Here is an 18,483-nt window from a genome sequence, read left to right as displayed (position 1 = left end):
TCGCCCCGCCGCTGAAATTCAGCGCTTGATCAGATCTGCGAGCTTGCGGCGCTGGACACCCGAGGCGTCGAAGTTCCGCGGGTCCAGCCACTGCTCGAAGCCGTGCTTTATCGCCGGCCATTCACTGTCGAGGATCGAAAACCACGCAGTATCCCGGCTGCGGCCCTTGTACACGACCGCCTGGCGGAATATGCCTTCGAACCGGAAGCCGTAGCGCAGCGCCGCGGCGCGCGAGGCGGCGTTCAGGCTGTCGCATTTCCATTCGTAGCGGCGATAGCCCAGCTCGTCGAAAGCTCGGCGCATCAGCAGGAACTGGGCTTCGGTGCCCGCAGGAGTGCGCTTGACGCGCGGCGAATACGCCACATGGCCCACCTCGATCGCGCCGTTGGCGCGGTCGATGCGCATCAGCGCGAGCGTGCCGACGGCCTTGCCCGTGCCGAGATCGATAATGGCGTGGTGCAGCGGGTCGTTCAGCGTGGCGGCATGCTCGAGCCAGCCTCGGTAGTCCTGGAAGGCGGCATAAGGCCCCGTCGACAGATATGTCCAGTCGCGCCCGTCGGCGGCGCTGCTGTAGGCCTCGTACAGATCCGCCGCATGGCGCATATCCAGCGGTTCCAGGCGGCAGTAGCGGCCGTCGATGGCGCTGCGCGGCGGCAATCCGCGCGGCGACCAGCCCTCGACGGCGCTACCTACCGGCTGGTCGAACTCGTTGCGACGCGTAGCCATGCCCTACATCATTCCCATTTCGAGCCGTGCCGCCTCGCTGATCATCTCGCGGCTCCATGGGGGATCCCACACCAGTTGCACCTCGGCATCGTCCACGCCATGTATCGAGAGCAGCTTGGCGCGCGCCTCGTCGGCTATCAGGGTTCCCATGCCGCAACCGGGTGCCGTGAGCGTCATGTTGACCTCTATCCGGAAATGGCCCGGCTCTTCCAGGGGGCTGACGGTACAGCCATAGACCAGCCCGAGGTTGACGATGTCGATGGGGATTTCGGGGTCGTAGCAGGTCGCCAGCAGCTCCCAGGCCGATTGTTCCACCGATTCGGCGGTGGCCGGGCCTTCGGGCGCGGCGGCTTGCTCGGTTTCTTCGGGCTCCAGCCCCAGCGCATCGGCATCGCGATCCTGGATGCGGTACAGATTGCCCCCGACCATGACTGTGTAGCTGCCGCCCAGGTGCTGGGTGATCTGCGCCGGGCTGCCGGCATCCAGCGTCACCGGCGAACCCCAGGGCACCTGGACCGCCGGACAGTCGCGGGTGAGTTCCACGTCGTATGTGCGACCTATCATCATTGCCTCGTCATTGCTGCATTACTTCATTGTTGCCTTGCTACGTAGCCGCGCCATCGCGCCGCTACGTCGCCTCTTGCGTCACTGGCCGCCGCGCCGCCATGGCCAATCGCCCGGCCGCGCCGCAGCCCCGTTGCGTCATTCCGTGTTGGCGGTATCCGCGGCGTCGACCAAGGCATTGTGCAGGGTATGCCAGGCCAGCGTGGCGCACTTCACCCGGGCGGGAAATTCCTTCACGCCGGACAGCACTTCGAGCTTGCCGAAATCGCGCCCGGGGTGATCGGGGCCGGTGAGCATGGCATGGAAATCCTGGAACAGCGCCTCGATCTCGCCGACCGGCTTGCCCTTGACCGCCTCGGTCATGAGCGAGGCCGAAGCCGTGGATATGGCGCAGCCGTGGCCCACGAAACTGACGTCGGCCACCACGCCGTCTTCCACGCGCAGGTACACGGTAAGCTGGTCGCCGCACAGCGGGTTGTGGCCGTCGGCATGGTGGTTGGCCTCGGGCATGGGGTGAAAATTACGCGGCTGGCGGTTGTGATCGAAGATCACTTCCTGGTAGAGCTCGCGCAGATCGCCGCCGTACTCGCTCATTGATGTACCCTCCTGTCGCTGCGCGACATCCTCCCCGCGGGAGGAGTCGCACGCCCTCCGGGCGGCCGCGCGTGCGTGCTCATGCCTTGCTACCCCCATTGAAAAGATCGATGGCCTTGCGCACCGCGGCCGCCAGCGCGTCGATGTCGGCCGGCCGGTTGTACAGCGCGAGCGAGGCCCGCGCGGTACCGGGTATGCCGTAGCGCGTCATCAGCGGCATGGCGCAATGGTGGCCGGCGCGTATCGCCACGCCTTCCATGTCCAGGATGGTGCCGAGGTCGTGCGGATGTATGCCTTCGACCACGAAGGACAGGATGGCGGCCTTGTGGCGGGCAGTGCCTATCAGCCGCAAGCCCTTGATGTCCGAGAGTGCCTCGGTGCCGTAGGCCAGCAATTCCTGTTCGTGGGCCTCGATCGCATCCAGGCCCACGTGCTGCACGTAGGCGATCGCGGCATCCAGCCCGACCACGCCGGCGATATTGGGCGTGCCGGCCTCGAAACGTTGCGGCACGTCGGCATACGTGCTGCCTTCGAACGCCACGGTGCGTATCATGTCGCCGCCACCCTGCCAGGGCGGCATGGCCTGCAACAACTCGTGGCGTCCGTACAGCGCGCCTATGCCGGTGGGGCCGTACAGCTTGTGTCCCGAGAACGCATAGAAATCGCAACCCAGCGCCTGCACGTCCACCGCCTGGTGGGCCACGGCCTGGGCGCCGTCCAGCAGCACCAGCGCGCCTGCCGCATGCGCGGCGCGCACGATCTCGTCCACCGGATTGATAGTGCCCAGGGCATTGGAGACATGGGCCGAGGCCACCAAGCGGGTGCGCGCACCGAGCAGGCTGTGGAAAGCGTCCATGTCCAGTTCGCCGCTGTCGCTGATGGGCACGACCTTGATGACGGCTCCCGTGCGCGCGGCCAGCATCTGCCAGGGAACGATGTTGGAGTGATGCTCCATGGCGGTCAGCAGGATTTCGTCGCCGGCCTGTAGGTTCGCCGGCCCCCAACTCTGCGCCACCAGGTTGATGGCTTCGGTGGTGCCGCGGGTAAAGACGATTTCATCGCTGCGCGCCGCGTTCAGCAAGCCGCGCACGCGCTCGCGGCCGGCTTCGTACAGATCGGTCGCATGCTGCGACAGCCAGTGCACGCCGCGATGGATATTGGCGTTGTCTTCCAGGTAATAACGGCTTTCGGCGTCGATTACCGTGCGCGGCTTCTGCGTGGTGGCGCCATTGTCCAGATAGACCAGGCGCCGCCCGCGTATGGGGCGGTCGAGTATGGGAAAGTCGGCGGCCCACTGCAGCCCTTGGTCGACAAGGCCGGGCGCGCCGGCCGCCGAGGCGGCCAGCTTGTTCTGCAACTGCACTTGCACGTTCATGCCAATTCCTCCAGCGCGGCACCGCCCGGCAGGCGCCGGCGAACTGCGGCCGAGGCGCGGCGGCGCAGCGGTTCGAGCTCGATGCGCTGCAGGGTTTCGGCGGCGAACGCGTAGATCAGCAGGTTGCGCGCATGGGCCGGATCGAGGCCGCGGGAACGCAGGTAGAACAGGCCCGTCTCGTCGATCTGGCCCACCGTGGCGCCGTGGGCGCACTTGACGTCGTCGGCGTAGATTTCCAGTTCGGGACGCGTGTCGGCCTGCGCCAGCTTGGACAGCAGCAGGCTGTCGGACCGCTGCACGGCATCGGTGCGGTCGGCGCCCTCTGCCACCAGGATGCGTCCGGCGAACACGCCGCGCGCCGCGCCGTCGAGAATGCCGCGATAGTATTCACGGCTATTGCAGCGCGGGGTGGCGTGATCGATGCGGGTGTGATGATCCACATGGCGGCGCGCATCGGCGTAGTACAAGCCATTGAACAGGGTTTCACAGCCTTCGCCCGCGAAGCGCGTGGCGATGTCGTTGCGCGCCAGGCGCGCGCCGAGCGACAAAGCATGCGAGACGAAGGTAGAGCCGCGCTGCTGCAGCACGTCGGTGTCCGCCAAATGGAAGGCCTGCGCGGATTCTTCCTGCAGCTTGCAGTGGGTAATGCGGGAATCGCGGTCGAGATGGCCGCGCGTCACGGTATTGGTGAAAGTCGTGGGGCCGTCGGCGCCGAGATAGTGTTCGACGATGGTCGCCTGCGCGCCGGCCTCGGCCACGATCACATTGCGCGGGAAGCTCGCGCCGCGTGCGGCGGCGATGAACACCAGGTGCACGGGCTCTTCGAGCGCCGCGCCGCGCCCCAGGTGCACATAGGCCCCGTCGGCGGACAACGCCAGGTTCAGGGCCGCAGTGGTCGCGCCGTCTTCCGCCGTGCCGAAATAAGGCCGCACGAGTTCAGGGTCGGCTTCCAGCACCGCGGCAAGCGATTCGACGCGCACGCCGGCCGGCAAGTCGCCTACGCGCGACAGGCCCGCGTCGTAGCGGCCGTCCACGAACACCAGGACATGGCCCGCCAGGCTGCCCAGCAGCGGCTCGGCCAGGGCCAGGGATTCATCGGCCGCAGCGCCCGAATCGGGAAATTCCTGCTGCTGCAATACGGCCAGCGAAGTATGGTGCCAGTCTTCCAGGCCGGTGCCGGGCCAGCCCAGGCCGGCGAAACGCTCGATGGCCTGCCGGCGGACTTCGGCCAGCCAGGGCGCACGCGCGCCGGGCAGGCTGGCGCCGCGCCGGGAAAATTCCTGCGTCCAGCGCTGCACGGCCTGCGCCGCCGCAGCATCTTGTTGCTGCACGCCACTCATGACGCCGCCCCTTGCCGCGCCGCTGCCGCCAGTTCTTCCTCGATCCAGCCATAGCCGCGCTCTTCGAGTTCGAGCGCCAGTTCCCGGCCACCCGAGCGCACGATGCGCCCATGCGCCAGCACATGCACGAAATCGGGCACGATGTAGTCCAGCAAACGCTGGTAGTGGGTAATGACGACCAGCGAGCGCTCGGGCGAGCGCAAGCGGTTCACGCCATCGGCCACGATGCGCAGCGCGTCGATGTCCAGGCCCGAGTCGGTCTCGTCCAGGATCGCCAGGCGCGGTTCGAGCAGCGCCATCTGCAGCACTTCGTTGCGCTTTTTCTCGCCGCCCGAGAAACCTTCGTTGACCGAGCGATAGAGAAATTCCTCGCGCATGTCCACCGCCTTCATCTCGCTCTTGACGCGCTTGATGAAGTCCATGGCGTCCAGCTCCGGCAGGCCGCGATGGCGCCGCACAGCATTGACGGCCGACTTCAGGAAATAGGCATTGGAGACGCCTGGTATCTCGACCGGGTACTGGAAGGCCAGGAACAGCCCGGCGCGGGCGCGTTCTTCGGCCGGCATGGCCAGCAGGTCCTGGCCGTCCCAGTCGACGCTGCCTTCCTCGACGCGATAGTCTTCGCGCCCGGCCAGCACTTGCGCCAGCGTGCTCTTGCCCGAGCCGTTGGGGCCCATGATCGCATGCACTTCACCCTGCCCGATGCTCAGGTTCAACCCACGCAGGATCTTCTTGTCTTCGACCGAAGCGTGCAAATTCTTGATATCCAGCATTTTTTCTCCTAGCCTACGCTGCCTTCCAGGCTCACGCCCAGCAATTTCTGTGCTTCTACCGCAAACTCCATCGGCAGTTCCTTGAATACTTCCTTGCAGAATCCATTGACGATCATCGACACCGCGTCTTCGGCCGACAGGCCGCGCTGCATGGCGTAGAACAATTGCTCTTCGCCGATGCGCGAGGTGGTGGCCTCGTGCTCTACCTGGGCGCTGGGGTTGCGCACCTCGATGGTGGGGAAGGTATGGGCCGCACAGGTCTTGCCGATGAGCAGCGAGTCGCACTGGGTGAAGTTGCGCGCGCCCTCGGCCTTGGGCGTCATGCGCACCAGGCCGCGGAACACATTGCTACCGCGTCCGGCCGAGATGCCCTTGGACAATATGGTGCTGCGCGTGTTGCGCCCCATGTGGATCATCTTCGAGCCGGTATCGGCCTGCTGGTAGTTGTTGGTCAGCGCCACCGAATAGAACTCGCCCACGGAATCGTCGCCGTGCAGCACCACACTGGGATACTTCCAGGTGATGGCCGAGCCGGTTTCCACTTGCGTCCAGGAAATGCGCGAACGCGGGCCGCGGCAGTCGCCGCGCTTGGTGACGAAGTTGTAGATGCCGCCCTTGCCTTCCTTGTCGCCCGGATACCAGTTCTGGACCGTCGAATACTTGATGCGCGCATCGTCCAGCGCGATCAGTTCGACCACGGCCGCATGCAGCTGGTTCTCGTCGCGCATGGGCGCCGTACAGCCCTCGAGGTAGCTGACCGAGGCGCCTTCGTCGGCGATGATCAGGGTGCGTTCGAACTGTCCCGAATTCTGCGCATTGATGCGGAAATACGTGGACAATTCCATCGGACATCGCACCCCTTTGGGTATGTACACGAACGAACCGTCGGAAAACACCGCGGAATTCAGCGCAGCGTAGAAATTGTCGTTGGGCGGCACCACGCTGCCCAGGTACTTGCGCACCAAGTCGGGATGATTCCTGACCGCCTCGGAAAACGAACAGAAGATCACCCCGTGTTCGGCGAGCTGCTTCTGGAAGGTGGTGGCCACGGACACCGAATCGAACACCGCGTCCACCGCCACCCCGGCCAGGCGCGCACGCTCGTGCAAGGGCACGCCCAGTTTTTCATAGGTGCGCAGCAGTTCGGGATCGACCTCGTCCAGGCTCTTGGGACCGTCTTTCTTCTGCTTGGGCGCGGAATAATAGATGATGTCCTGGAAATCCACCGCCGGGTACTTGACCCGGGCCCATTCCGGCAAGCGCATGGTGAGCCAGTGCCGGTAGGCGGCCAGACGCCACTCGAGCATGAATTCGGGCTCGCCCTTCTTGGCCGAGATCAGGCGTATGGTGTCTTCCGACAGCCCCTTGGGCACGGTGTCGGACTCGAGCTCGGTGACGAAACCGGCCTCGTACTCCCGGTCTAGAAAAGAGTCGATCTTTTCGGTGACTGGACTCATTTACTCAAACTCCATGAATGGGATACATCACATGCGCCCGGCGCCGCTTGCGGCAGCGCCAGGCCATGCCCGGGATAATCGACAGGCAGCGGATGCAGCATATCGGCCACGCTGACCTCTTCCAGCGTGCGGCGCACGATGGCGTTGATATGCTGCCAATTGCTGCGGATCTGGCAGGCGGCCTCGAAGCTGCATACGCCCGGCGTGGCGCTGCATTCGGTCAGGCCGAAAGGCTGGTCTTCCAGCGCATCGACCAATTGCGCGATGCTGATGCGCTCGGGCGGCCGGCTCAGCACATAGCCGCCATGCGCGCCACGGCTGCTCTTGACCAGTTCGCTGCGCGCCAGCGCCTTGAGCACCTTGCTGACCGTGGGCTGCCCCAGCCCCAGCGTAGAGGCCAGATCGGCCACGCTGAACATGCGATCGGGACAGGCAGCCATGTGCGTAAGCACAAGCGTGCCGTAATCGACGATTTTACTGATACGCAACATATTGAGGGCCTCCGGGGTCGCCGCAGCCGGCTAAACAGGACTTCTTTAGTCCTATTTTAGCCAAGAAACCGCCCGCCTGTCGGGAAATACCCTGCCATTGGCAGGGATGTTGCCCCGCAGCAAGACGGCGCGGGGCGGCGCATAGTTCTTCGGGAGTTTCCGTGGCATTAAATAGGGACGGATTCGACTGAATGCACCGGCCCGTCGCCCCGCGGCCCACCCCACCCGACATTAAAAAGCCGAGACTGCCGCCGCAACGACAGCACCCTCATTCATCCGAGACTGCCGCCACGGCAACAGCGCCTTCATTCATGCATCGCGGCCAGCTCCTGCCCCTCGCCATCGCCGGGCCGGTCACCGCCGGACTGCTGCAGCCGCCACATCTGCGCATAGCGGCCGCCCGCCGCCAGAAGGCCCGCATGCGTGCCGCGCTCGACGACGCGGCCGTGCTCCAGCACCAGGATCTGGTCGGCATGGGCGATCGTCGACAGCCGGTGGGCGATGATGAGCGTGGTGCGGTCGCGCGAAATCTGCTCCAGTTCTTCCTGTATGGCCCGCTCGGTGCGACTGTCCAGGGCGCTGGTGGCCTCGTCGAAGATCAGGATCGGCGGGTTTTTCAGCAGCGTGCGGGCGATCGCCACGCGCTGTTTTTCCCCGCCCGACAGCTTCAGCCCGCGCTCGCCCACCTGGGTCTCGTACTGGTCGGGCAGGCTCATCACGAAATCGTGGATGCGCGCCGACTTGGCCGCCTGGATGACATCGTCGCGGCTAGCTCCGGTGTCGCCATAGGCGATGTTGTAGAAAATGGTGTCGTTGAACAGCACCGTGTCCTGGGGCACGATGCCGATATGCCAGCGCAGGCTGGCCTGTGTCAGGTCGCGCACGTCCACGCCGTTGACGCGTATCGTGCCGCCCTGCGCATCGTAGAAACGAAACAGCAGGCGCGACAGGGTCGACTTGCCCGCCCCCGACGCCCCGACCACCGCCAGCGTATGGCCGGCCGGGATGGTGAAGCTGACGTCGTGCAATATCCGGCGCCGGCTGTCGTAGCCGAAATCGACATGTTCGAATTCGACACTGGCGCGCGTGGTGTCCAGCGCGCTCGCCTGCGGCCTGTCGGCCACTTCCTGGTCCTGCTCGAGCAGGCCGAACATGCGTTCCATGTCGGCCAGCGCATGCTTGATCTCGCGATACACGAAGCCCAGGAAATTCAAGGGCGCATACAATTGCGTCAGGTAGGCCGACACCAGCACCACGTCGCCCACCGTCATGCCGCCATGTACCACGCCGCGCGCCGCCAGCCACAGCAGCAGCGTAATGCCGATGGTGATGATGGTGCCCTGCCCCATGTTCAGGAAATTCAGCGACACCTGGTTGCGCACCGCCGAATCGACCCACTTGCCCAGGTTGCGGTCATAGCGGTCCAGTTCGTAGCCCTCGTTGCCGAAGTACTTGACGGTTTCGTAATTGATCAGCGCGTCGATCGCCTTGCTGTTGGCCTTGCTGTCCAGGTCGTTCATGCTGCGCCGGTACACCATGCGCTTTTCGGTCACCAACAGCGTGAAAGCGATGTAACAGACAATGGTACCCAGCGTCACCACCGCGAACGGCCAGGCATAGCGCCACAGCAGTATGCCCGTCACCATGCCTATCTCGAGCAGCGTCGGCAGGATGTTGAAAACCGTGAAGTTCAGCAAAAAGCCTATGCCCTTGGTGCCGCGTTCGATGTCGCGGCTCAGGCCGCCGGTCTGGCGCTGCATGTGAAACCGCAGCGACAGCGCCAGCAAGTGCTGGAACACCTTGGTCGCGACACTGCGTATGGCGCCTTGCGTGACGCGCGCGAACAAGGCGTCGCGCAGTTCGCCGAATATGCTGCCGGCCAGCCGTGCGAAGCCATAGCCCAGCAAGGCCGCCAGCGGCAGCACCAGCAGCGTGGCCGGCACGCTCAGGGCGTCGACGATGCGCTTCAAGTAGATGGGCAGCACCACGCTGGCCACCTTGGCGGCAATCAGGCAGCCCAGGGCGAGCAGCACGCGCAGCTTGGACTGCCACAGGAAAGGCAAAAGCGAACGAATGGTCTGCCAGTCGTTGCGATGCGCCGGCGCCGGGCCGGTATGGGTGAATCTCATCGATGTCTGTCTGTTGTCTGATTTATCTGGATACTTATTATCTGGACATTTCGGATATTTTGCCGGGTTTCCAGGCAGCAGAATATGCCTGGATGCATGGCGGGCGTGCCTGGATGCGTTCGAGGTTTACAAGGCCCGGGCGCACAGTCGAATCGCGGCCTGCAAGGCCTGCGCGGCGGGCGTGGGTAGCAGATCCTTGCGACGGAATATATGCACCGCAGCCGGAGCTATCTGCTCGCGCACCGATACCAGAACGACCGCATGGCGCATGTGACTGACCTCCAGCAGGCGTCGCGGCAGCAGGGCAAGCAGGTCGGACTCGGCGACGAATTCCAGCGCCGAAATGGCCGACTCGCAATGCATGAGCGGCTGTGGCGCCGCCAGGCCCAGCGCCGAAAACGACGCATCCAGGATATCTCCCGGCCCCTGCTCCGGCCCGCAGCGCAGCCAGCCGGCCGAGGCCAGATCGGCCAGGCTGCGCGCTCGCCGTAAAGGATGCCCGGCGCGCGCCACCACGCCCATTTCGCCATTGAACAGCAGCTCCGCCTGGTACGGCGCCGGCACACTTGCGCCCGGCAATGGCCCAATCGCGAAATCCAGCACGCCTTCGTCCAGCTTGCCGAACACCTGGGGGAACAAGCCATCGGCGATATTGACGCGCACCCGCGGATATTCGCGGCGAAACAGCGCCATGGCCTTGGGCAACAGCAGCACCAGCGCCACCGGCGACACGCCCAGCCCCACCTGGCCCACCGGACTGCCGCGACGCTGCTCGATTTCTTCGTGGGCCCGCAGCATTTCGGCCTCGATCTTGCGCGCCCGCAACGCCAGGCGCTCGCCGTCCTCGGTCAGGCGTGTGCCGCGAGCGCTGCGCTGCACCAGCTTGACGCCCAGTTCCGCCTCTAGTTGCTGGATGCTGCGCGTGAGGACCGGCTGAGCAATGCCCAGAGCCTGTGCCGCCGAACCCAGGCTGGCATGCTCGGTCAAGGCCAGCAGGTTGCGCAATTGAGAGAATCGCAAGTCCGTCTCCGTCCCTGTTGGGTGCCGAGTGGCCGGTGCCGGGTGCACGAGGCGCTCTCTCCCGCAACCCATATCGGAAAGGTATGGGGACAACCCCAAACCGCCCTTTTCACTGTAGGCCAGAACATTAACATGACTCCACAGTAACCATCTCGTCTGCCCCTTTCTCGTGGAGTATGCCATGCCAGTCATCGATATCAACGCCTTGCCCTCCTTTCAAATCCCCGGCATCGAGCACAAGACAGTAGCCGGCCCCCGCGACCATATGCGCCAGATGGAAATGTGGATGCAGACCATAGAACCCGGCGGCGCCACTCCGGTGCACCGCCACGACTGCGAGGAGGCCATCGTGGTGCTCAGCGGCAGCGGCCAGTGCGTCGTCGATGGAGTGACCACTCCATTCGGCCCCAACTGTACCCTGACCTTCCTGCCGAACCAGGTGCACCAGATCTGCAATACCGGCACAGTACCCATGAACATCGTGGCTGCGCTCAGCATGGCGCCGGTAGACGTGGAAACCGAGTTCGGCCAGCGCGTCACCTTGCCCTGGGACCAGCACTCCCACGCAAACTGAGGAGACCGGCATCATGCATACATCGCCGGATTCCATCGCCCGCAACGCGGCTCCCGAAGGCGGCCGGCCCGCGCACCCCAAGCGGCCGCGCAACGTGCTGTTCATCATGTGCGACCAGTTGCGGCGCGACTATCTTTCGTGCTACGGGCACCCGACGCTACGCACTCCGAACATAGACTGGCTGGCGGGGCGCGGCGTGCGCTTCGACCAGGCCTATGTCCAGGGAGCGGTTTGCGGCCCTTCGCGCATGTCGATCTACACCGGGCGCTATGTTTCCAGCCACGGGTCGATCTTCAATTTCGTACCCCTGCGCGCCACGGAGCAAGGCCTGGGCGACTACCTGCGCCCGGCAGGCATCCGCTGTGCCGTGGTGGGCAAGACGCACGTCGAAGGCGACACCCAGGGCCTGGCGAGACTGGGTGTAAAGACCGACAGCATGCAGGGCGTGCTGGCCGCGCAAGGAGGATTCGAACCTTATGTGCGCGACGACGGCATCTGGCCGTTCGATGGCCCCCAGGGCTTGAACCAGTATGACATGTACTTACGGGCCAAGGGCTATGCCGGCGCCAATCTCTGGCACGAACAGGCCAATTCGGCCATGGGCGACGATGGCGAGCTGCTATCGGGCTGGCACATGCGCCACGCGGACCGCCCGGCGCGCATTGCCGAGGCCGACTCCGAGACCGCCTTCATGACCGACCGCGCCATGGATTTCATCCGTGCACGCGGCGAACAGCCCTGGTGCCTGCATCTGTCGTACATCAAGCCGCATTGGCCCTATATGGCGCCGGCGCCATACCACGGCATGTATGGCCCGCAGGACGTGCTGCCGCCGCAGCGCTCGCAGCGCGAACTCGACGACTCCCATCCCGTGACCGACGGCTATCGCCAGTGGGATGTCAGCCGCAGTTTCTGCAACGACGCCGTGCGCCGACGCGTCATTCCCGCCTACATGGGGCTGGTGCGCCAGATCGATGACCACCTGGGCCGGCTGTTCGACTTCCTGCGCCGCCACGGACGTCTGGACGATACCCTCATCGTCTTCGCCAGCGACCACGGTGACTACCTGGGCGACCATTGGCTCGGTGAAAAAGAACTGTTCCATGACACTGTCGCCCGCGTTCCGCTGATCGTCTATGACCCCACGCCGCAGGCGGATGCGCGTCGCGGCAGCACAGAACGATCGCTGGTCGAGGCCATAGACATCGTACCCACCATACTTGACGCGCTAGGCTTGCCTATTCCCGCCCACATTATCGAAGGCCGTTCGCTGCTGCCCATGCTGCATGGCTGCCAGGACACGCCCTGGCGCACGGCCGCATTCAGCGAATTCAATTTCGGCTTCCGCGACAGCGTGCGCGTGCCGTTGGCGCGCACAGTCGACCAGTGCCACGCGATGGTGGTGTACGACGGCCGCTGGAAATATGTGCACTACGACGGTCTGCCGCCACATCTGTTCGACCTGCGCAATGACCCGCAGGAATTCGAGGACCGGGGTCGCGACCCCGGCCTGCAGGGCCAGCGTGCGGAAATGAAGGACAGGCTGTTCGAATGGATGTTCCAGCGCAAGCGCCATCCCACTATCGGACTGGAGCAGGCCCACGCCTACCACGCCCAGGAGCAGCAGGCCGTGCATATCGGAGTCTGGTAAGTCACAGCCCGACGGCCGGCGCGCCACGAATAAATCGCCGCGGGCAAACAAGGGTCGGCCGCCTCATAGCGAGCCGCAACCCTTGCGAGTAATCGACAAATAAACTGGCAACAGGAGACAAGCATGAAGACCTGGCTGAAGACCTTGGCCGCGGCCGCCGCGCTCACAATAGGCGCCGCCCCTCATACTGCGGCCGCACGACCCTATCCGGATCGACCGATCCGCCTGGTCGTCACCCTTACCGCCGGCAGCCCGCCCGACATCATTGCGCGCATCGTGGCGCAGAAACTGGGCAAGCTGTGGAACGCCCCCGTAATTGTGGAAAACAAGCCGGGCGCCACCGGCGCGATAGGAATGGCCGAAGTAGCGCGGGCCAAGCCCGATGGCTATACCGTGGGCCTCATGTACATGACGCATACCGTCTTGCCCAGCCTGATGGGCAAGCTGACCTATGACACTGCAAAAGATCTCGCTCCCATAGGCCAGGCAGTGTGGGCCTACAACGTGCTATGCGTGCCTGCCAACAGCCCCTACCATACGCTGAAGGATATCGTCGCGGCAGCGCGTGCCCACCCCGACAGTCTTACCTTTGGCTCCGGCGGCACCGGCTCGCCTTCGCATCTGATCGCCGAGATCGTACGCCAGAAACTTGGGCTTTCCTTGCGCCACATACCCTACCGTGGACCATCCGAAGCCCTGTCGGGGCTGCTCGGCGGCCAAGTCGACATGATGTTCGTGACTACTTCGGTAGCCGCGGAGAACATCAAGGACGGCAAGATCCGGGCCCTGGCCGTCACGGGTCCGAAACGGCTTGCTGCCATGCCCCAGGTTCCGACGCTTGCTGAACTAGGCCTGCAGGGCGTGGAATTGCGCGAATGGGAAGGCTTCGTTGCGCCCTCCGGAACCGATCCGGCCATCATAGCGAAATGGAACCGTGGCCTGGCCCAGGTGCTGGCCATGCCGGACGTGCGCCAGAAATTCGCCGTGCTCGGCCTGGATCCTCAGGCGAGCACGGCACAGGCTTTCGGCGCACTGATCGAATCTAGCCTCGAACGCTGGCCGGTCGTCGTGCGCGAAGCCCATATCACCGCTGGCTAAGGCCAAAGCGTCGCTGCGCCTGCGGCAGTCCGCTCGCACCAGCGCCCGCCGAACATAGGCGCGACACACTTCCGCGAACCATGGCAATACCTTGTTACCGTGGCGCCTCAGCCACGGAACTTTTGCCCGCTTGGACTCCCTATACAATACTCCCGCAAGAAATCCCGACTGCTAAACCGGAGTATCGATGTCCGACCCGTCGTTCGACTACGAAGCCGCGCTGGCCGCCTGCGCTGGAGGCGACCAGGCTGCGTTCCAGGAGCTTTTCCGGCAGGAATCCCCGCGCATGCTGGCACTGGCGGCCAAGATGCTCTCGCGGCGCAGCGACGCGGAAGAACTGGTGCGCGATTCCTTCGTGCTGATCTGGAGGAACGCCGGCAGCTACGACCCCGCCATGGGCGCCGCACGCGCCTGGATCTACAGCATTCTGCGCTATCGCATCCTGCAGCAATTGCGCCAGCCCGGCCGCCCCGGCGGCGCGGACGACGCATGGATCGACACCCTGCCCGACGATCTGGCCGTGGCCGACACGGAACAGGACGAAGTGGCGCGACGCCTGGCGGCGCTCGACGACGAGCAGCGCCGCCCCATCATGATGGCTTTCTATAATGGCCTGACCTACGAACAGATCGCGGCCCGCCTGGCCGTGCCCGTGACCCAGGTCAAGGCGCAAGTCCGCGCGGGACTGCGCGCGCTGCAGGAGACCGCGCAAGCATGAGCACCGAACTGGCAGCCGATCAGGATCTGCTGATAGCCGAATACACCCTGGGCCTGCTCGACCAGCAGGACACCGCCCGTGCCCATGCCTTGCTGGGCGCCGAAAAAGGCGCAGCGGTCACCGCCCTGCAATGGGAAAATCGTTTCCTGAGGCTGGTCGACAAACTGCCTCCGCTGGAACCCTCTGAGCAAATGCTGCAGCATATCCAGGCCCGCCTGGGCCTGCAGGCGCCTCGAGCCCAGCGCGAACGCCGCAGCGCACGCCCGCGGGCGGAAGGCGCTCCCGCCGCGGGCGGAATCTGGAGCAGCGTATGGCTGTGGCGCATCGTCAGCCTGTGCCTGGCCATCGTGGCCATCGGCCTGGCCCTTGCGCATAAATCGCCCTCGAAGACCACGGCCGTGCAGGCTGCAGAGCCCCAGGCCCTGGCGCAGGCGCCCGCGGCCTCGCCGCCCCAGGCCTTGCCGCCGCAACTGGCGATCCTGCAGGCCCCCGGACAAAGTTCCACGCCGGCCTGGACCGTCACCTTCGACGCCAAGCACGATCTGCTGTTCAAGCCGCTGGTGCACAGCGACATCCCCGAGGCCTCGTCCGCGCAGCTCTGGACGCACCCCACCGAAAGCGATACGCCCCGGTCGCTGGGGGTGATCGACCCGAACCAGACGACGAAGATCGCCGCGGCCAACGTCGGCGACATCGTGCCGGGCCAGATCTTCGAGATCACGCTCGAACCGCAAGGCGGCTCTCCCGCAGGGCCCACGGGCCCCGTGCTGTTCATCGGCCGGATGATAGCGCTGGCGCCCTGACCCGCCGCGAAGCTGTGTGCACAACGGAGTCGCCCTGCGCCCTTGCAGGGCCTCCCCTTACCGGGCCACTTGTGCGGTCGCGCATGAGGCTCGGCCGCGCCTCGTCCGCGCGCCCGGGCAGGCACGCAGGGGCTACACCATCTTCAACGCGAACAGTTCCTAGCAGAGCACCACGTTCACGGCCAAGCCGCCGCGCGAGGTTTCCTTGTACTTGCTGCGCATGTCGGCGCCGGTCTGGCGCATGGTCTCGATGACGGCGTCCAGCGATACGTGGTGCGTGCCATCGCCCTGCAGGGCCAGTCTTGCGGCGTTGATGGCCTTGACTGCGCCCATCGCATTGCGCTCGATGCAGGGAATCTGCACCAGCCCGCCTATGGGGTCGCAGGTCAGCCCGAGATTGTGCTCCATGCCGATTTCGGCGGCGTTTTCCACCTGATGCGGCGTGCCGCCCGATACTGCCGCCAGGCCGGCGGCGGCCATGGAACAGGCCACCCCGACCTCGCCCTGGCAGCCGACCTCGGCGCCGGAAATCGAGGCATTGCGCTTGTACAAGAACGCGATCGCGGCCGCGGTCAGCAGAAAATCCACCAGGCCGGCATCGCTGCTGCCCGGCACGAATACCTGGTAATAGCGCAGGACGGCCGGCAGCAAGCCGGCCGCGCCGTTGGTGGGGGCCGTGACCACCCTGCCCCCGGCGGCGTTCTCTTCGTTGACGGCCATGGCATACACATTGACCCAATCCATGGTGTGCAGCGGGTCCTTGCGGGCCGAGCCCTGGCGCAGCTCGCGATACAGGGCCGGGGCCCGGCGCCGCACCTTCAGCGGCCCGGGCAACATGTCATCCAGAGGCTCTTCGCCCAATCCGCAACCGCGATCCACACAGGCATTCATGGTGCGCGCGATGCGCAGCACGCCGGCCTCGAGTTCGTCTTGCGGCATACGCACGCATTCATTGGCGCGCATCAAAGCCGCGATCGACAGGCCGCTGCGATCGCAGTGCCCCATGAGCTGGGCGCCGTTCTCGAATGGATACGGCACCGGTGCGCCAGCCGGCCGGTGCTCGTCGGCCTGGGCCGCGTCCAGGCCCTGGATGAAGCCACCGCCTATCGACAGGTAGCGTTCGGTGCGCAGCAATTGCCCCTGGGCGTCGAATGCGCTGAAGCGCATGCCGTTGGGATGCTCCGTCATGGGCTTGAGATGGTAGGAAAAATCCTTGTCCGGATCGAAGGCCACAGGATGGGAGTTCCACAGCCGCAATTCGCGCGCCTGGCGTACGCCGTCGATCAGGCTGCCGATGCGCTCGGGATCTACCGTGTCGGGCGCTTCGCCCATCAGGCCCAGCATGATGCCGCGGTCGGTGCCATGGCCGCGCCCCGTGGCGGCAAGCGAACCGTAGAGTTCGACACGCAGCGCCCGTGCCTGCGGCAACTGGCCCGCCTGCTGCAGGCTGCGGGCGAAATTGCGCGCCGCTCGCATCGGGCCGACCGTATGCGAGCTGGACGGCCCGATGCCTATCTTGAATATGTCAAATATCGACAGCGTCATCCTGCAGGGCCTCCAATTCCCGGTCGCTGAATCCGGCGGCCCGTCGAGCCTCGAAATTGAAAGGTCCACGCAGGCGCGGAGCGCGATATGCGGCAGCCAGTTCTTGATAGCCTTGATAAGGGTCCAGGCCCTGCTGCTCGCAAAGATAACGATACCACCGGTTGCCAATGGCCACATGGCCGATTTCATCCCTGAGGATGATGTCGACGATAGCCGCGCCGCGCGCGTCGCCCACCGCCGCGAGCTTGCCGCGCACCACGGGCGAGGCGTCCAGCCCGCGCGCCTCCAGCGTGCGCGGCACCAGGGCCATGCGTGCGAGCGCATCGCCGCGGGTGCGCTCGGCCATTTCCCACAAGCCGTCGTGCGCCGGGAAATCGCCGTACTCATGGCCCAGGCTGCGCAGGTGGGCCGCCAGCAGGCCGAAGTGCTCGCCCTCTTCGCGCGCCACGCGGGCCCAGTCGCGGTAATACTGCGCCGGCATGCCGGCAAAGCGCCAGGCCGCGTCCAGGGCCAGATTGATGGCGTTGAATTCGATATGGGCCAGGGAATGTATGAGCGCGGCAAGGCCGGCAGGGGTGCCCGCGGCGCGCTTGCGCAGGCGCTGGGGCGCTACCAGTTCGGGTTTGTCCGGCCTTCCGGGCAAGCCCGCCGGCTCGGCAAGAACGGCCACGGCGCCCGCATCGAGATTGTCGTCCAGGGCGCCGAGGGCTGCCAGTTTGGCCTGCGGATCGGAGATCGCCAGGGCCGCCAGCGCGGCCTGCCTGAGGCTGTCGGGGCGCGGGGCCGGCCCCACTTCAGGCTGCGCCGTCGGGCGCTGCCGCTATGGCTTCGGCCAGCAAGTCGCTGGCGGCGACGAGGTCGGCGCGCAGGGCCTGGAATTCCGGGCCGCTCAGGCGCACCGCGGCATCCTGATCGTGCGGCGTTTCACGCGCGTCGCCCAGGCGGTTGCGCGCGCCGCTGATGGTAAAGCCCTGTTCGTAGAGCAGGTCGCGTATGCGGCGGATCAGCAGCACTTCGTGATGCTGGTAGTAGCGACGGTTGCCGCGCCGCTTGACCGGCTTGAGCTGGGTGAATTCCTGTTCCCAGTAGCGCAATACATGGGGCTTGACGCAGCACAGCTCGCTGACTTCGCCGATCGTGAAATAGCGCTTGGCCGGAATCGGCGGCAAGGTGACTGGGGCTTCGGTCGGACTCATGAGCGGATTCTATGTCAGTTGCTTGGGTACGCGAAAAAAGAGAAAACTATCGGGACTGCGCCGCCACGATAGGCTGGACGTGGCGCGAATTTATTCCAGTTGCGGAATTATTCGCCCGCAGCCTCGGCCGATTGCTCGACCACCCCCTTGAGTTTCTGGCTGGCGTGGAAAGTTACCACGCGCCGGGCGGCGATCGGGATCACCTCGCCGGTCTTGGGGTTGCGGCCCGGACGCGGCGGCTTGTCGCGCACCTGGAAATTGCCGAAGCCCGAGAGCTTCACTTCCACCCCGCGCGCCAGGGATTCGCGGATTTCTTCGAAGAACGTATCGACAATGTCTTTGGCTTCGCGCTTGTTCAGCCCGACCCGGTCGAACAGCAGTTCGGCCAGCTCGGCCTTGGTCAGGGTACGGGATTCTTCCTGGTTCATC

19 protein-coding genes are annotated in these 18,483 nt (G+C 65.3%); 5 read left to right on the top strand and 14 right to left on the bottom strand.

Going from position 1 to position 18,483, the window contains the following annotated elements; translation table 11 throughout:
* Positions 1-18 precede the first annotated feature (18 nt).
* The 10 genes from KVP10_RS00730 to KVP10_RS00685 all read right to left on the bottom strand — a co-directional run bounded on the left by KVP10_RS00730 (position 19) and on the right by KVP10_RS00685 (position 10,469).
* A complete protein-coding gene (locus KVP10_RS00730) occupies positions 19-726 on the bottom strand; it encodes a GNAT family N-acetyltransferase (RefSeq protein ID WP_217962555.1) in 708 nt (235 codons plus the stop codon).
* Between the two features lie 3 nt (positions 727-729).
* A complete protein-coding gene (gene sufT, locus KVP10_RS00725; protein WP_246600223.1) occupies positions 730-1,293 on the bottom strand; it encodes a putative Fe-S cluster assembly protein SufT in 564 nt (187 codons plus the stop codon).
* Positions 1,294-1,428: 135 nt separating this feature from the next.
* The gene (sufU, locus tag KVP10_RS00720) at positions 1,429-1,884 is read right to left on the bottom strand and encodes a Fe-S cluster assembly sulfur transfer protein SufU (protein WP_217962554.1); all 456 of its coding nucleotides are present in this window, start codon (positions 1,882-1,884) and stop codon (positions 1,429-1,431) included.
* Between the two features lie 79 nt (positions 1,885-1,963).
* Positions 1,964-3,259 carry an aminotransferase class V-fold PLP-dependent enzyme gene (locus KVP10_RS00715; protein ID WP_217962552.1) on the bottom strand — a complete coding sequence of 432 codons (1,296 nt, stop codon included), beginning with the start codon at positions 3,257-3,259 and terminating at the stop codon, positions 1,964-1,966.
* Positions 3,256-4,599 carry a Fe-S cluster assembly protein SufD gene (sufD, locus tag KVP10_RS00710; RefSeq protein ID WP_217962551.1) on the bottom strand — a complete coding sequence of 448 codons (1,344 nt, stop codon included), beginning with the start codon at positions 4,597-4,599 and terminating at the stop codon, positions 3,256-3,258. Before sufD ends, KVP10_RS00715 begins: the two co-directional genes overlap by 4 nt.
* On the bottom strand, positions 4,596-5,372 hold the full coding sequence (gene sufC / locus KVP10_RS00705) for a Fe-S cluster assembly ATPase SufC (protein ID WP_217962549.1): 777 nt from the start codon (positions 5,370-5,372) through the stop codon (positions 4,596-4,598). Before sufC ends, sufD begins: the two co-directional genes overlap by 4 nt.
* An 8-nt stretch (positions 5,373-5,380) precedes the next feature.
* The gene (sufB, locus tag KVP10_RS00700; RefSeq protein ID WP_217962548.1) at positions 5,381-6,829 is read right to left on the bottom strand and encodes a Fe-S cluster assembly protein SufB; all 1,449 of its coding nucleotides are present in this window, start codon (positions 6,827-6,829) and stop codon (positions 5,381-5,383) included.
* Positions 6,826-7,320, bottom strand: coding sequence for an SUF system Fe-S cluster assembly regulator (locus KVP10_RS00695; RefSeq protein ID WP_217962546.1), 495 nt, complete (start codon positions 7,318-7,320; stop codon positions 6,826-6,828). Before KVP10_RS00695 ends, sufB begins: the two co-directional genes overlap by 4 nt.
* 305 nt (positions 7,321-7,625) lie before the next feature.
* Entirely contained in the window at positions 7,626-9,449 is a 1,824-nt protein-coding gene (locus KVP10_RS00690; protein ID WP_217962545.1) for an ABCB family ABC transporter ATP-binding protein/permease, read from the bottom strand.
* A 126-nt stretch (positions 9,450-9,575) separates the two neighbouring features.
* Positions 9,576-10,469: a LysR substrate-binding domain-containing protein gene (locus tag KVP10_RS00685; RefSeq protein WP_217962544.1), complete on the bottom strand. Its 894-nt coding sequence runs from the start codon at positions 10,467-10,469 to the stop codon at positions 9,576-9,578.
* A gap of 181 nt (positions 10,470-10,650) precedes the next feature.
* On the opposite strand from KVP10_RS00685, the gene KVP10_RS00680 reads away from it, so the two are divergent.
* From KVP10_RS00680 to KVP10_RS00660, 5 genes are all read left to right on the top strand, one after another.
* Positions 10,651-11,043: a cupin domain-containing protein gene (locus KVP10_RS00680; RefSeq protein WP_217962542.1), complete on the top strand. Its 393-nt coding sequence runs from the start codon at positions 10,651-10,653 to the stop codon at positions 11,041-11,043.
* A 13-nt stretch (positions 11,044-11,056) separates the two neighbouring features.
* Positions 11,057-12,694 carry an alkaline phosphatase family protein gene (locus tag KVP10_RS00675; RefSeq protein ID WP_217962541.1) on the top strand — a complete coding sequence of 546 codons (1,638 nt, stop codon included), beginning with the start codon at positions 11,057-11,059 and terminating at the stop codon, positions 12,692-12,694.
* Between the two features lie 123 nt (positions 12,695-12,817).
* On the top strand, positions 12,818-13,792 hold the full coding sequence (locus KVP10_RS00670) for a Bug family tripartite tricarboxylate transporter substrate binding protein (RefSeq protein ID WP_217962540.1): 975 nt from the start codon (positions 12,818-12,820) through the stop codon (positions 13,790-13,792).
* 187 nt (positions 13,793-13,979) lie between these two features.
* Entirely contained in the window at positions 13,980-14,510 is a 531-nt protein-coding gene (locus tag KVP10_RS00665) for a sigma-70 family RNA polymerase sigma factor (protein WP_217962539.1), read from the top strand.
* Entirely contained in the window at positions 14,507-15,313 is an 807-nt protein-coding gene (locus KVP10_RS00660) for an anti-sigma factor (RefSeq protein ID WP_217962538.1), read from the top strand. The genes KVP10_RS00665 and KVP10_RS00660 overlap by 4 nt, the downstream gene beginning before the upstream one ends.
* 159 nt (positions 15,314-15,472) lie before the next feature.
* On the opposite strand, the gene KVP10_RS00655 is transcribed toward KVP10_RS00660, so the two are convergent.
* The 4 genes from KVP10_RS00655 to KVP10_RS00640 form a co-directional block, all read right to left on the bottom strand.
* The gene (locus KVP10_RS00655) at positions 15,473-16,858 is read right to left on the bottom strand and encodes an L-serine ammonia-lyase (RefSeq protein ID WP_217962537.1); all 1,386 of its coding nucleotides are present in this window, start codon (positions 16,856-16,858) and stop codon (positions 15,473-15,475) included.
* On the bottom strand, positions 16,839-17,651 hold the full coding sequence (locus KVP10_RS00650; protein ID WP_217962535.1) for a ferritin-like domain-containing protein: 813 nt from the start codon (positions 17,649-17,651) through the stop codon (positions 16,839-16,841). Before KVP10_RS00650 ends, KVP10_RS00655 begins: the two co-directional genes overlap by 20 nt.
* A gap of 1 nt (position 17,652) precedes the next feature.
* The gene (locus KVP10_RS00645; protein WP_217962534.1) at positions 17,653-18,054 is read right to left on the bottom strand and encodes a MerR family transcriptional regulator; all 402 of its coding nucleotides are present in this window, start codon (positions 18,052-18,054) and stop codon (positions 17,653-17,655) included.
* Between the two features lie 107 nt (positions 18,055-18,161).
* On the bottom strand, positions 18,162-18,482 hold the full coding sequence (locus KVP10_RS00640) for an integration host factor subunit alpha (RefSeq protein WP_217962533.1): 321 nt from the start codon (positions 18,480-18,482) through the stop codon (positions 18,162-18,164).
* Position 18,483: the final 1 nt, after the last annotated feature.

This window comes from Candidimonas humi (assembly GCF_019166065.1).
GTDB lineage: Bacteria > Pseudomonadota > Gammaproteobacteria > Burkholderiales > Burkholderiaceae_B > Candidimonas > Candidimonas humi.
The sequence above is the reverse complement of the archived record's forward strand: the minus strand, read 5'-3'. Positions and strand labels throughout refer to the sequence as shown.

Bases quoted from the DNA above. Each gene is read 5' to 3' on its own strand.
- KVP10_RS00675 (WP_217962541.1), top strand. From the start codon at position 11,057: ATGCATACATCGCCGGATTCCATCGCCCGCAACGCGGCTCCCGAAGGC.
- KVP10_RS00670 (WP_217962540.1), top strand. From the start codon at position 12,818: ATGAAGACCTGGCTGAAGACCTTGGCCGCGGCCGCCGCGCTCACAATA.
- KVP10_RS00680 (WP_217962542.1), top strand. From the start codon at position 10,651: ATGCCAGTCATCGATATCAACGCCTTGCCCTCCTTTCAAATCCCCGGC.
- KVP10_RS00695 (WP_217962546.1), bottom strand. From the start codon at position 7,320: ATGTTGCGTATCAGTAAAATCGTCGATTACGGCACGCTTGTGCTTACG.
- KVP10_RS00715 (WP_217962552.1), bottom strand. From the start codon at position 3,259: ATGAACGTGCAAGTGCAGTTGCAGAACAAGCTGGCCGCCTCGGCGGCC.
- KVP10_RS00640 (WP_217962533.1), bottom strand. From the start codon at position 18,482: ATGAACCAGGAAGAATCCCGTACCCTGACCAAGGCCGAGCTGGCCGAA.
- sufU (WP_217962554.1), bottom strand. From the start codon at position 1,884: ATGAGCGAGTACGGCGGCGATCTGCGCGAGCTCTACCAGGAAGTGATC.
- sufC (WP_217962549.1), bottom strand. From the start codon at position 5,372: ATGCTGGATATCAAGAATTTGCACGCTTCGGTCGAAGACAAGAAGATC.
- KVP10_RS00660 (WP_217962538.1), top strand. From the start codon at position 14,507: ATGAGCACCGAACTGGCAGCCGATCAGGATCTGCTGATAGCCGAATAC.
- KVP10_RS00665 (WP_217962539.1), top strand. From the start codon at position 13,980: ATGTCCGACCCGTCGTTCGACTACGAAGCCGCGCTGGCCGCCTGCGCT.
- KVP10_RS00730 (WP_217962555.1), bottom strand. From the start codon at position 726: ATGGCTACGCGTCGCAACGAGTTCGACCAGCCGGTAGGTAGCGCCGTC.
- KVP10_RS00690 (WP_217962545.1), bottom strand. From the start codon at position 9,449: ATGAGATTCACCCATACCGGCCCGGCGCCGGCGCATCGCAACGACTGG.
- KVP10_RS00655 (WP_217962537.1), bottom strand. From the start codon at position 16,858: ATGACGCTGTCGATATTTGACATATTCAAGATAGGCATCGGGCCGTCC.
- KVP10_RS00645 (WP_217962534.1), bottom strand. From the start codon at position 18,054: ATGAGTCCGACCGAAGCCCCAGTCACCTTGCCGCCGATTCCGGCCAAG.
- sufT (WP_246600223.1), bottom strand. From the start codon at position 1,293: ATGATGATAGGTCGCACATACGACGTGGAACTCACCCGCGACTGTCCG.
- sufB (WP_217962548.1), bottom strand. From the start codon at position 6,829: ATGAGTCCAGTCACCGAAAAGATCGACTCTTTTCTAGACCGGGAGTAC.
- sufD (WP_217962551.1), bottom strand. From the start codon at position 4,599: ATGAGTGGCGTGCAGCAACAAGATGCTGCGGCGGCGCAGGCCGTGCAG.